Raw genomic sequence first — 13,140 nt, forward strand, 5'->3', positions numbered from 1 at the left:
GGCATTAATCTGGTAAGTATCACCGGCATCGTTCCAGGTGTTGTATACCTGCGCGAAGATGCGGGGTGTTACGATGCGGCCGTGCAGGTACTGAAAGGTCCAGCCATTGATCTGGTTACGACCGTTGTTCGTCACGCCAATGTTTGAGCCCTGCCCGATACCATAGTCCAGAATGATGTCCATGTTCTGTCTGGGGGTGTAGTATACAGCGGCATTGGCACGCTTGAAGTTGAAGTTGAAATCCACGTCGTACTCAGGCAATGCTCCCAGGGTGGCATTGTAAACGGTGTCAATGAACTCAAAATCCTTGCCTTCGGTATACTCTGCATTTACCTTATAAGCGAACTTGCTGTTGATGACACCGGCATGGCGGGCACGGGCTGTCAGCACATTTTGATTACCGGCGCCTAGTGTTACGGTTGTGCCTGGATAGCGCCGCGGATCTTTGGTGATGGTGTTGATGATACCGTTGTGCGCATTCGGGCCGTACAGTGCTGAAGATGGACCCAGAATTACTTCCATACGCTCAATATCCTCTTTTATCACGGTGTTGTAAAGGCCAGCCGGAAGGCCGGTGCCACCTGGCAGCATGGAATTTCGACCATCGGTCAGTTGGAACATCTTTACGTTGAAGGCATTGTTGAAGCCACGGGCATTGATGCCGATACCGGCCACACCAGATCGCACCACTTCCACTCCCTGTACCTTGTTGAGCAATTCACCCACGTTGAAAGAAGGCAGCTCCGTCAGGTCGCGCGACGAGATCACGCTGATGGCGGCAGGGGCTTCGGTCAGTTTCTCGGGCCTGCGGGAAGCGGTTACTACAATCTCTTCGCCCACCATATTAGTCATGTTCATGGTGACAGTGCCGATGTCGGTGGTCCCGCCTGAGGTTACGGTAATAGGCTGCCTTGGGAAATTGTACCCTACATAGGAAATGCGCAGATTATAGGTACCGGCAGGCACGTCCATGATGCTGAACTCACCGGCAGCATTGGTGGAAGCACCTTTGGTTGTTCCTTCGAGCAAAACAGTGGCCCCGGTCAGGGGCTCCCCGGTGTCGGCCCCGAGCACGCGGCCTTTGACACTGCCGCTTTGGGCGAGTGCTACCTGAGTCACTGCAAGGAGTGCAAACAGGAGAGTGTAAATTTTTTTCATGGCAATGTAGGTTAGATGTTTAAGGTTATCGTTTAGGTGCTATTTCAGGAATTCCCGGATAGCTTTGTTAAATGCATCGGCTTGCTCGTACTGCAGAAAATGCCCTGTTTCGGGCAACACCACCAACTGGCTGTTAGGTATGCGCTGTCGGGCGGCTTCGGCTACGGCTTGGGTTGTCAGGTTTGGATTGAGGTAGCGGTTAGGTATAAGGGCGTCCTGTGCTCCAAAGATGATCAGTGTGGGCACCTGCACCTGTGGCAACTGCTCGTATACCGGCTCATCGACCATAGCAGCCACGCTGCCTGCCACAGCTGCGCTGTAAGCCCCGAACTCAGCTGACTCGGCTATTTTCAGGCGGTCGTCGATCATGTACTGCACATCGGCAGGCATTTGGTGGAAGTTCACTTTGAAGTTGGCCACTACTTGCTCCGGGGTAGTTTTCTGCACGCTTTCCGGTGTCACCGTCATCTTAAAAAGCTGCTTCTCTTGCTCCGTGAAAGTCTCTATACCTGCAGGAGCGGCCAGCACCAGGTGTTTGATGCGCTGAGGCTCTTTCAGGGCGGCGGTAATGGCGATTTGTCCGCCCATGGAGTGGCCGACCAGCGTGGCTTGCTCCAGTTGCAGGGCATCCATCAGGGCTAACACATCCTCCGCATAAGTCGCCATACCTGCTGTTACACCTGTTTTGTCGGACTTACCGTAGCCGGGCAGGTCGATGGCGATGCAGCGGTAGTGCTGGCTGAGTGCGGCCACGTTCTTATCCCAGGCGGGCAGGTAGCTTCCCAGCCCGTGGATGAAAATAAGCGTCTCAGGACCTTTGCCCTCGTCGGTATAGGCTATGCGCACGCCGTTGGGCAGCGTCACTTTATTGACCGCATACTTGTAGCTCAGGCCCTCGAATACAGGGTCAGCAGCTGGTGCAAGGGCCGTGGCTGATGTGCTGGCAGTCGCTTGCGTGCTGGCTGTTTCTGTACTGGTGGTGTTGTGCATACCTGTTGAAGCTGCGGCAGGCTGTGCTGACTGACAGGCCGTGTGCAGGTATAGCAAGACGAGCGCGGTTAGGACAAGCTTAGTTTTTGAGCTCACTTTCATAAGTCGGTTCTGTTAAAAGTGAAGATTCTTCGGTTACTGGTTCTAAGGCGGGCTTCCGGAATACATAGTAAAAGATAAGGCCTACTGCCACCGATGCCAGTATAGCCAATGCGGCGGCTATACCTGGATTGCGCACGGGCGCCTGCATGTAAGTGGTGAGTCCGCCGTAGTACACGCCAAAGTGCACGATGACTGATGTAAGAGAAGCCGCCACCGGTGCAATGAGCGGGACACGCTTTAGGAACATGCCAAAGAGTACCGGCACAAAAGCCGCTGAGAAGTAAGCGTATACCCCGTTTTGAGCGAAGATGCCCACACTCAGATTCGGGTTCTGCAATTGGTCAAAAGTCAGCCAGATGGTAACAGCAGCCAACACCACAATAACGAGTCGGTTCACCATAACACCACGTGCCGTGATGTTATCACCAAGAATTGGGGTGAGAATGTCGGAGGTAATGGTGATGGAGAGTGACTGGATCAGGCCTTCTAAAGTGGAAAGGCCGGCTGAGATTAGTCCGAGTACCAGCAACAGCCCCACGTACACCGGAAACTCCCGCACCACATATGCCGACATGATACCATCCACGGGCAGTGGCTGCCCATTCACCGTCAGGTCGGGGAAAGAAAGGCGGGCATAAAGACCGGCGAACACCACCAGAAAGAACAGGGCCTCCACCAGCACGCCTGTTAACAGGTATAGGTTGACGTCCTTGTCATTTTTCAGCAAGAGCGACTTAGTGATGATGTGCGGTTGGCAAACAATGGCCACCCCAATGATCATCTGGCAGAAAATGATTTCGAAATTATCACGGAAAAGGAAACTCTGTGGATTGGTTGTGGAAACCAGCAACGGGTCGATGGCGGCCAGTTTGTCCAGAAAGCCGTGCACACCGTCGCTGAAATGCTGATAGCCGGAGCCTAAAAGTATAAAGGCTACGATCAGCATCAGCGTCGCCTGGATCATATTGGTATACACCATGGAGTTGGCGCCTCCGAACATCATGTAGCCAAACACAAATACGACGATACCCACGCATACATGCAGTTCGTTGAGGTTGAGCATGCTTGCCAATACTTTAGTGAGGCCCACACAGATCAATACAATGAAGGTAATCAGCAAGAGCGACAGAAAAGCGAAGAACATAGCATAGCCGCGGCTCTTGTAAACCAGGCCCATCCACTGGGCCATGGTCTGTGCCTTGACGGCAGTGCCCATCTTGCGGAAACCCTTGGTGAGTACTACCAGCGACGCCAGTGCCGCCAAAGGCAAAGCGATAGCCATAGAGATAACACCACTTATACCATAGAGTGCCACAAAACCCGGGTTGATGATAAAAGTAGCGGCACTTGTCATAGAAGCAGCTAATGCCAGCCCCACGGCAATTGGCGAGAAAGCCACATTGCCGAGGGCGTAATCAGAAATGGAGCGAATACGCAGCGCACCCCGTATCACAAAAAACAGGATAATACCTGCGTAAGCAACTACAAGTACCCAACCAGCTGTAACAAGCTCCGATGATGCCAGACTATTCATGTGCGAATGGTATTATTGCTAAGGAAATCTTGAAATAATTTAGCTAATAATAAACATTAACAGAAGCCTATACTTGCCAAACGGGAATAATTTGAGGTGAAATCGGTGAGAGTTGAGGTGGGGTGTTTTTACAGTATCTGCAGTCGCTTCAGCAAAGCATCGCGGTGCGTGTTGCCGATGGGGATTTGCTTGCCTCCGATCAGGATGGTGTTGTCTTCGATAGCTTCGATGGCGGTGAGCTGCACAATATAGGAACGGTGCACGCGCATGAACTGTGTGGCAGGCAGGCGTTGCTCCAGGTTTTTGAGACTCTGGCTCACTAAATGCAGGTGCGTGCGGGTCTTGATGTTGCAGTAGATGTCCTGCGCTTCTGCCCAGACGATGTCTTCGAGCATGACCTTCTCGAGGCGGTTGCGCACCTTTACAAACAGGGCGTCGTGCACCAAGAAATTGTCGGCTTCCACCGTATCGGTAGGCTGGGCAGGTATAGCCACGGCTTGATCTGGTTGCACTTGGCGGGTGCCGGCATTGTGAATGGCCAGCTCGATGCTGCTTTGCAGGGTTCGGGCATCGAAAGGCTTTACCAGGTAGGCATGTGGATTGGTCTGTTTGGCGCGGTCGATGGTGTCTTTATCCGAGAAAGCCGTCATGAAGATAAAAGGCACCTTGGTCGCTTTGGCCAGCATAGCAGCTGTTTCGATGCCGTCGAGTTTGCCGTCGAGTGTGATGTCCAGGATGATCAGGTCCGGTTGGTGCTGATGTACCTGCAGGAGTAACTCTTCGCCTGAACTTACCGCCTGACACACTTCATACCCCATCGACTCGAGCGAGAGCGACAAGTTCTGGGCAATCACCACATCATCTTCTGCAATCATTAACTTCAGGCGAGCCATAGGTAGGGTATAAGTGAAATTGGTCAGGTACGTCAGCTAAATATAGCAAAATGATTCTATAGGTGAAATGCTCAACTTACGGAAGTATAGTATAACTGAGATTATTTTGTAAATTGACGTATGCACTTGCTCCGCTATACCTGTTGTTTACCGCACCTGCTCAAGGTGCTCGCTTTGCTGCTGTTTCTCTCGGTAGCATTGCACGTACGAGCCCAGGCACCAAATACAGTGGATGTAACGGCTTCAGAACAAATAGTGGCGGATGCCCTACAGGTATACCATGATCCGGGCGCCAGCCTGAACGTGGATCAGGTGCAGAGCCGCTCTTTTGCGGCCAACAATCCTGATGCTGTGCTGGAGCCTGGTAAAACGGTGCATTGGGTGCGGGTGGTATTGACGAAACCGACCAACCGCGAACTAACTCGCCTGCTCTATGCCGGCGATTGGAGCCACCTGGAGCTTTATCAGCAAAGTGAAACAGGCTATACCTTGAAGCGAACAGGGCAACTCCTGCCTATAGGGGAACGTGACGTACCTTCATATAAACCTTATGTCCTATTAGAGCTCCTGCCCAACAGCACTACCACGCTATACCTGCGACTGCAGGGCGACATCAACCTGTATAAGCCGCAGGTGCTGCGGGTGCAGTTGCTGCTACCAGAGCAGGTGAGCGCCGCCAACAGCGACAGGTTGTTCGGACAGGGCATTTTCATCGGGATCATTCTCGTGATGACGCTCTATAATCTGGTGTTATTTGCCTCGGTACGCGACCGCAGTTACCTCTACTATGTGCTGGCACTGCTGGGCACGGGGCTGTACTTCATGTTCTACCACGGCTTCGCCATTGAGCTGCTCTGGCCAAATGCCCCGCTCTGGAATGCGCACAGCTTCCCGTTCATTGTCACCTTCAACGGCTTGTTCCGGGTGCTCTTCACGCGGCACTACCTCAACACACAGCGCACCATGCCGCTCTGGGACAAGGCGCTCACGCTGCTGGCGCTGCTTTACATACTGCCGGTAGGTATGGGGCTGTTGTCATACCTCACCCCGCTTGATCTACTGCAGGCCTGCGTGAGCCTGATCGGCATCATAGGTGGTTTGGTGCTGGTTGCCATGGTGCTGACCAGTATACAGTCGCTGCGACAAGGGTACAGGCCGGCACTTTACTTCCTGATCGCCAACATATTCTTTGTGGTTGGCGCCTTGCTGTTTATCCTGAAGGAGAACCATCTGGTACCTGATACCATCGTAACAGTGTATGCCGCCCAAGTAGGTATGGTGGCACAGGTAGTGCTGTTCTCGCTCGGTTTGGCCTACAGGCTGAACACCGTGACAAGTGAGCTCAATGCCAAAGTGCTTGAGAAAGAACGACTCGAGCGGGAGAAAGAGACCGAACGAAAGCTGCTGATCGAGCAACAGAAAAACGAGCTGGAGGTGACGGTTGCCAACCGAACGGCTGCGCTCCGCCACCGTACGCAGGAACTCAAAGACACGGTACGCAAACTAAAGGCCTCGGAGCACAAGCTGCGGCGGCTCAATTACTTTAAGGATCGCTTCTTCTCCATCATCTCGCACGACATCCGTACGCCGCTGGCCACGCTGGAGTCTTTTTTGAACATACTGGTGAACTTCTCGGATAAGATGAAGCCGGATCAGATGCAAAAACTGGCCACACATACCCAAGTGTCGGTGCGTAACCTGCAGGCCCTGCTCGAGAATCTGCTGCAGTGGTCGACGGCCCAAACAGCCTCCGGGCATCATGTGCGCTTCGAGCCGGAGGTACTGGCGGTAGAAGAACTAGTGAACCGCAACGTGACCTTGCTTAAAGACACTGCCGACACCAAGCAAATTAGCTGGCAGGTAGAGGTGCCAACTGCATTGCAGGTTCGTGCCGATGCCCACATGCTTGACTTTGTGATTCGGAACCTGCTGCACAACGCTATTAAATTCTCTTACCCAAGTGGCCTTATCCAGGTAACTGCTGCAGAAGGTCCCGGCAACATGGTGACAATCGCCGTAACTGATCAGGCACCGGTATAAGCCCAGATGTATTGGCCACACTCTTTAAGCTGGAGACACCTGCCAAAGCTACCAAAGGCACCATTAATGAAAAAGGGACTGGTCTGGGTCTGCTGCTTTGCCGCGATTTTGTGGAGCGTCATGGTGGTAAGATTCAGGTAGAAACCGAGCTGGGCAGGGCAGTCGGTTTTATTTTACCGTACCGCTGGTTATACCTGAACAGTCTACCGATAGACAACTGCAGCTGGAAGGCGAGATTTGCTAAACACGTCTATCCCTGAAACTGACATTTGCATGTCCTTAAACTATGACTTGAGGAGCTACAGCCGCTAAATTTTATACACATGCTTATCTTCAATTTAAGCATAGAGGCTCATGTTGTTAATAGAAAAATCAGGCAGCTTAAGGTATAGGTCATAGGTCGCTTGCAAACTAGCATTGCAAAAGCCGGCCCGTTATATAGACGGTGTAATCAGCATAGATATAAATAGCCGCTTTGCCACAGGTGGTTTACCTCGAAAATCTGTGCCTACACCTGGATCCTGCACGGTTTGACCACACTTCACCTGTTGCACTTCAGATTTTTCCTTTAGATTTGGTCATCATTCCCCCACTCTAAACCGACACCAACATGAGACATCGCCTACCCGACGGATTGGAATTGCATTACGAACTGCATGGAAACGCTGACGCATCGCAAGCGATGGTGTTCCTGAACGGGCTCTCTCAATCAACCGCAGCTTGGGCGGGACTAGTGCATAATTTGGGCAAGAAATATCGACTGGTACTGGTGGATCTGGTTTTCAGGGCAGTCGGATGAAGACTCCGGAGCATCGGAGTTTTGAAGGGCATGCAGCCGATCTGGCTGATTTGCTCAAGGCTATAGAGTTGCCCGGCGAGACGATACTGGTCGGCATATCCTATGGCGGAGCGGTGGCGCAGCGTTTCCTGGTGCATTATCCCGAGCTGGTGCAGCGGGGCGTGCTGCTTTCTACCTTCCCTTACAAAGATGCCTATTTCGATGCCATCGGGGCTAGTTGGAAACAGGCTTTGCTAACGGGCGGCTATTCCCTGATGCTTGATGTGATGTTGCCTTTTGTGCTGGGACGTAGTTATTTTCTCAACCCGGTCATTACGATCGAGAATCTCAAGAACAGCAAAACAAGCCAAAGTCCTACCCCGGAACGCCTGCTTAAGTTGGTTCGAGCCACGGAAGAGAGCGGCAACTACCTCGAAGAGTTAAAGAAAGTGCAGGTGCCGGTGCTGGTGGTGCATGGCCAAGAAGACATGCTCTGTACGCCCGAAATGGGGCAGGCTATGTATCAGTCCTTGCCACACGGTGAGTTGGAGATTCTCCCTAACGTGGGTCATACGCTTAACCTCGAGTGTATACCTGACCTGATCCAGCTGCTCGATACTTTTGCGGCAAAGGCCTTACCAGTCGATCACCGATAGGATTTATTACGATAACTGCAAAATACAGTAAGCACCTCCAGTCATGATCAGGCTGAATTCTGCCCTGATTATGATTGCTGTGTTACGTTTTCCCTTATCATAGCTTCTCCTCCAGCCACAAGAACCCGCTGCTCAGCACAAATAGTAAGAAAAACCAGATCACCGGAACCTGCTCTTCTGTATAGGCCGTCGTGCTTGCTGTTTGTTTTCGCTGCTGTTGTGTGGCAAACTGTAGAGTGGCCTCCCGTTTCGCTTGTATGCCCTGATGAGTCCAGGCGGCACTGTCCTGCACCAGAAAATAAAACGGTTCCACCCCCTGCGACTCTACCACATGCCAACCCGTACGCTGCGGCCAGAAAGTGCCTTCGTATAACTCTGGCTGGTGAACTCCTTGTTGCAGTGCTATACCTGTTAGCGTCGTGTCGGCTGTGGTTCGCACAGTGGCTTTAGGAACGTCAACGGGATTGTCTAGAGTATAATCAGTGAGCTTTAGCGTAACAGGCTGGTGCAGCTGTGGGATCTGCGGTTTTGCCAGTTGCCAGAACTTCTCCCGTACTTCCTGTTTGGCTACCGACGAAAGCAAATGCGCCCAGTAGCTGGCGTAGGTTCCTTGCTTGCCTTCGAGCTGCCAACTAAAAGTTTGCGGCACCACGGTCATGGCCACGGTTCCCCAGCCTGCTTTACGACCTGCTGCCAACAGATTGTTGCTTTGCTCTTCTATCAGCCCCGTAACGGCATCACTACTCACCAAGGTATAAGGCGATGCAGGTATGGCTGTGTTTGTTGAGCTGGTTATCCAATTGGCTCGAGCATTGCGGGTATCTTGTTGCGATAGTCGTTTGCTTTGGAAGTTGGTGAAGAAGGCTGTGTTGCGATTGCCCAGCTGTTCGCCGGCAATAGTCAGTACGCCCAGTCCGTCTTCAGTTACGGCACGCTGCAGGGCAGCACGTTCTGCACTGCTTAGCTCCTGTAATGCCTGCGGCTCAGTGATCACTACATCAAACTGCCGGAGTAATTTATGCGTGATGCGACTCAGATCGGTTTGCGCCATGTTGAGCCATTCGCTTTGGTACATCCCTTTGCTGACAGTGCTGCGCATCGCCACTCTGTGTTGCAACTGTCCAAGGTGATTCTTTAGAAACTTGAATTCAAATAAAGGGAAAGATGAAACCAATAGCACTGCCGGTTTAGTGGTAGGATGTACCTGTACCGGCACCTGACCAAGTGTATCTGTATTGTGGCTTGATCTTGCGACTAAGGTATAGGTATAGCTGCCTTCTTGTTTCGGGGTGTAACGCAGCTGAAAGGTATGCAGGCCAGCTTCCTTCAGAGTAACAGAGTCCTGTGCCCGCCCGGCGGCCCGAAGGTATATAATTGTCTCATCTGCGGAAGGCAAGGTATACTGCCCTGACACCGTCACCGGCTCTCCTAAAGAGATGCTTTCCGGCCAGGTAACAGAAGCTATACCTGTCGGCATACCGATTAGATGCGGCATCACCTGAATATCCTGAAGCGCTTGTAATTCCTGTTCTTCCAGGCCATACCCCAACACATGCACTGATTGTACTTGCGGCTGTTCTTGCCGGAAGGTATAGAAGTCGGTAATCGGAATCGTCTCCGGTGCTTTTGTCTGGTAGGTATAGACCAGTGGTTTAGGCCCCATTCTCTGTAACAGGGCATTGAGAGAATCTGGCTCATAACCCTTAGTCAATAGGATCGCAGTGCTTGGGTCAAGTGCCCGTTGATAGCTAGGCGGGAAGATTAACAACACTATACTCACACCTGCCACCGCACTGGCTAACAACCGCCATACCAGCCGCCTGCGGTCAGGGCGCCGCCAAGCCAGCCAGTCAAGCAAAAGCACAGCTACAATAGCGAGAAGGTATGGCAGGTATAGGGTCATACTATAGTTTCAAGTTTTACTGCTAAATAGGAATGTTGTCGGTTAATCAATCTCTCAAACTCTCCAGATACCCCTTTGCCAACCGACTTCTCGTCGTGCTCTGCTTCTGTGGTGATGGTTTGGCAGGTGGCAATAGCTCATACCAGGCATGCTCTACCGTCATCAGGCAATTTTTGCATAACGCTCGGTTCGCATTGATGTCGGCAATGAGGGTGCGGAGGTCTTGCATGGCACGGAGGTAGCGGCCGGGTTTGGTTAGTGCCTCCTGTGCCAGTTCCCGTCCGGCCCGCTCGAGTAGTGCTACATCCTGCTGGCTATACCTGTCGACTTGCTTTTGCAGCTCCAGCCACTGCAGGGCCTGGCGGGTATGGGCATTTTCGTCTCTGTTTCTATAGTTCGCCTTTCTGCTGGCGCTTTTATTTTGTTTAACTCTCCTGTCAGGCGCTTCTCAGGCTCCTTAAGCGGAGGCGGATCAAAACCTGTTTTGGCGGCATAGGCGCGGGTACTTTGCTGTACTTCTTTGAGCATGCGCAGGGCCTTGTACTCGTAAGGCAGCGCCTCTTTCGGGTGATGGGTGCGCAGCCGCAGTTCAGCTTCCCACATCTGGGCCAGTGCGCCTTTTAGCTTGGCTTTCACGGCGGGCTCAAAAAAGGTGGCTGCCTCTTCCTGGTCATGCTTGTGCAGGTAGGGGTCGAGTAGTGCTTCAACGCTGGTCTGGTCTTCGAATTCCGGGTGGTCGTGGCCATCGCCGGCGAAATGCTCTTCTTCATGGCCCTCTTCACCCTCCGGTATACCACCGCCCGGCCCTATACCTGACTCAAACTCCTCGCCCAAAAATTTGCCGTAGCGTAGTCGCAATAGCTTCTGGTCTACCCCCAGATTGTTGCCGCGCTCTTCAAAAACTGCCCGGCTCAGCGACTTTTGTTCTTTGATTAACTTTTCGGTGTCGATGATGATCTGGCGCTGGCTGCGGAAGTACTCCGGCACTGGATTCACGCCCATCGTCAGGTCATCCATGCTCTCCACGATGGTGGTATCTTCTATCTGCACAAAATAGGTTTCGGAGCGGGTATAGCCACGGTGGTTGTCCCATGCCTGCACATAGAAGTAGAGTTCGTCGCCGTAGCTCATGCCCAGCTTTTGGAGGTCGATGGTTTTGTTTACGCTGAACCTACGACGCTGTCCACTAAAGCCAATACTGATCTTTTCTTCCCTGAACTTCACGGCCTCGCCCGTGCCTTTGGCCACCGTGCAATCATGTTGGCGTCGCGCAGGCCATAGTCATCGGAAAGCTCGGCCCGGATGGTCACACGCTGCGGGTCGCCGAACAGAATTTCGGTGTACTGTTCGGGCTTCGTAATCTGGATGGTTGGGGCTTCATCCGGAATGATTTCCAAGGTATAGTAAGCGGATTTCTGGCCGTTAACCGCTATGTGATAGAGGGCAGGTTCTGTGAAAGTCTGCGACAAGGTATAGCTTCCGTTTTGGGAGTTGAGCGGGATGGGCTTTCCTTCGTTGAGCACCAGTTGCAAAGAGCGGGCAGGACGGTTGGTCGCGATGCGCCAACGCACGGTAGCCCCTTGCTCCACCCGTAGGTTAGGCTGCTCCGCTTGGTAGGCTTTGCGCCCCGTGTAGGCGGGAGGTGTGATGGTGATTTCGATTTTCTGAATAGAAACGGCTGTGTCGGCACTGCCTGGGGCGTGATCGGGGAAGTCGAGTTGCAGGGGAGAGGCCGTAGTAGTGTCGGCGACCGAGTCGGCGGGCAGTGCCGCTATACCTGCGGCTATTAGTACGGCTATACCTAATGCCAGGTAAGTTGATTTTTTATGCAGGTGAAACAGCGACTCCTTTTCAGGTATAGCAGTTTGCAGCTGACTCGCCACCCGCTGCTGTTGCAGGCGCTCCAGCAGGTTGAGCTCAGCGATAGGGCGGAGCAACAGCTCTGCGCTGTCTTCGAGTTGTGGATAGTGCGGTCCAGGTGCCGCGCCACCTGCTGTAGGTTCGTCTGTCGCACCTTGCGCCAGGCCCAGAGCAGGTATAACAAAGCGCCCAGGATCAGCGAAACAGCCATCGCCGCTAGCAAAGGCACTTCCAGTCGCCATTTGTACAAAATGGCAGCTCCCACCAAGGCCACAGCCATGGCCTGTAAGGTATACAGCCATCCCTTCGCCTGGATGTACTCCCGGCGGATACGCTGCAAGGTATAGAGGCTCTCCTGCGCTGACATTAGGCAGTCTTTCGTTTAGTAGTGATTATTCGCTCTGCTAAAAACAACAGAAATGTCAGCAGGCCCAGCCAAGGTATAAGGCTATACTGTTGTCGTTCCTGCTTGTCCTGCTTGCTAGTGGGGTGCACCACGGCTGGCTTCAGCTGGGATTCGTCTAGCGCACGGGCATCAAACTGGTTGGCAACCTGGTGCGGTAAAAGTAAAGGCAGTAAGAGCTCCGGCAATTGTGCGCTCTGCCCCAGCTGGCTCCAGGCCGGACCAAAACCGCTCCTGAAATGATAGACCTTGCCCAGCCCTAACCTTTGCACAGTAAGCAAAGGCTCTCCAGTTGTAGTCTGCCAAACCGTACTTGCCGTGGCTTGGTCTATACCTGCTGTTGAGAACTGGCGTATTTTGATGTTTTCAGGTCCTGTTGAGGTTAGCATCGCATTAGTAGCTACAGGCTCGGTAGTTGACTGTAACCAAAGTCGCGTGCCCTTCTTCTGTACCTGCTCCAGCCAAATTGCCGGCACTTCCTCGCTGCTAAGCCAGAATAACCAGCCTGCAGTGGTGTCCGGGTGAGCGTCTGCTGTGAGTTGACGGAACTGGATCGGTATACCTGTGTAGCCGCTTATCGCCTGCACGGCCGCTCGCAGGTACCGCACTTCCGGCTGCTGCGCTTCGTCGTGTACTATACCTAGCAAAAGCGGTTCCTTGCGAATGTTGACCTGCTGCGTAGGTCTATTGCCCCATTGTGCAACAATACTGCTATCGTTTAGAGTGAAGCGTGCTTGTTTTGTGTAGAATGTGTTGGACTGTCCTGATCGGGAGAAGTGCTGTTTCTGATAGGTTGTGCCATTGCGATCACTTCGACCGGTAA

13 protein-coding genes are annotated in these 13,140 nt (G+C 52.8%); 4 read left to right on the plus strand and 9 right to left on the minus strand.

The annotated features are described in order from the left end of the window. The 4 genes from O71_RS18320 to O71_RS18335 all read right to left on the minus strand — a co-directional run. Positions 1–1,158: beta-sandwich domain-containing protein (locus O71_RS18320; protein ID WP_007659883.1), on the minus strand; the 1,158-nt coding region annotated here is incomplete at its 3' end. Positions 1,159–1,197: 39 nt separating this feature from the next. Then, the gene (locus O71_RS18325; protein ID WP_007659885.1) at positions 1,198–2,250 is read right to left on the minus strand and encodes an alpha/beta fold hydrolase; all 1,053 of its coding nucleotides are present in this window, start codon (positions 2,248–2,250) and stop codon (positions 1,198–1,200) included. Next, positions 2,228–3,784, minus strand: a complete 1,557-nt coding sequence (locus tag O71_RS18330; protein ID WP_007659887.1) for a sodium:solute symporter — start codon at positions 3,782–3,784, stop codon at positions 2,228–2,230. The genes O71_RS18325 and O71_RS18330 overlap by 23 nt, the downstream gene beginning before the upstream one ends. Positions 3,785–3,912: 128 nt before the next feature. Then, entirely contained in the window at positions 3,913–4,677 is a 765-nt protein-coding gene (locus tag O71_RS18335; RefSeq protein ID WP_007659889.1) for a LytTR family DNA-binding domain-containing protein, read from the minus strand. Between the two features lie 120 nt (positions 4,678–4,797). Between O71_RS18335 and O71_RS18340 the strand changes: the two genes are divergently transcribed. From O71_RS18340 to O71_RS18345, 4 genes are all read left to right on the plus strand, one after another. Continuing rightward, entirely contained in the window at positions 4,798–6,717 is a 1,920-nt protein-coding gene (locus O71_RS18340) for a sensor histidine kinase (RefSeq protein ID WP_007659891.1), read from the plus strand. A gap of 11 nt (positions 6,718–6,728) precedes the next feature. Continuing rightward, positions 6,729–6,977 carry an ATP-binding protein gene (locus tag O71_RS22080; protein WP_007659893.1) on the plus strand — a complete coding sequence of 83 codons (249 nt, stop codon included), beginning with the start codon at positions 6,729–6,731 and terminating at the stop codon, positions 6,975–6,977. 350 nt (positions 6,978–7,327) lie between these two features. Then, complete coding sequence (locus O71_RS25985) at positions 7,328–7,516, plus strand: alpha/beta fold hydrolase (protein WP_007659895.1); 189 nt, start codon at positions 7,328–7,330, stop codon at positions 7,514–7,516. Further along, a complete protein-coding gene (locus tag O71_RS18345; protein WP_007659897.1) occupies positions 7,513–8,151 on the plus strand; it encodes an alpha/beta fold hydrolase in 639 nt (212 codons plus the stop codon). Before O71_RS25985 ends, O71_RS18345 begins: the two co-directional genes overlap by 4 nt. A gap of 97 nt (positions 8,152–8,248) precedes the next feature. Here O71_RS18345 and O71_RS18350 read toward each other — a convergent pair whose 3' ends face one another. From O71_RS18350 to O71_RS24420, 5 genes are all read right to left on the minus strand, one after another. Continuing rightward, a complete protein-coding gene (locus tag O71_RS18350) occupies positions 8,249–10,054 on the minus strand; it encodes a hypothetical protein (RefSeq protein WP_007659899.1) in 1,806 nt (601 codons plus the stop codon). Positions 10,055–10,100: 46 nt separating this feature from the next. Next, positions 10,101–10,283, minus strand: coding sequence for a hypothetical protein (locus tag O71_RS24055; RefSeq protein ID WP_155801000.1), 183 nt, complete (start codon positions 10,281–10,283; stop codon positions 10,101–10,103). Positions 10,284–10,354: 71 nt separating this feature from the next. Beyond that, the gene (locus O71_RS18355; protein ID WP_007659902.1) at positions 10,355–11,302 is read right to left on the minus strand and encodes a hypothetical protein; all 948 of its coding nucleotides are present in this window, start codon (positions 11,300–11,302) and stop codon (positions 10,355–10,357) included. Further along, positions 11,275–12,156, minus strand: a complete 882-nt coding sequence (locus tag O71_RS18360) for a DUF4175 family protein (protein WP_007659904.1) — start codon at positions 12,154–12,156, stop codon at positions 11,275–11,277. Before O71_RS18360 ends, O71_RS18355 begins: the two co-directional genes overlap by 28 nt. 124 nt (positions 12,157–12,280) lie before the next feature. Beyond that, on the minus strand, positions 12,281–13,140 hold an 860-nt coding region (locus O71_RS24420), incomplete at its 5' end, for a hypothetical protein (RefSeq protein ID WP_007659907.1).

This window comes from Pontibacter sp. BAB1700 (genome assembly GCF_000277005.1).
GTDB lineage: Bacteria > Bacteroidota > Bacteroidia > Cytophagales > Hymenobacteraceae > Pontibacter > Pontibacter lucknowensis.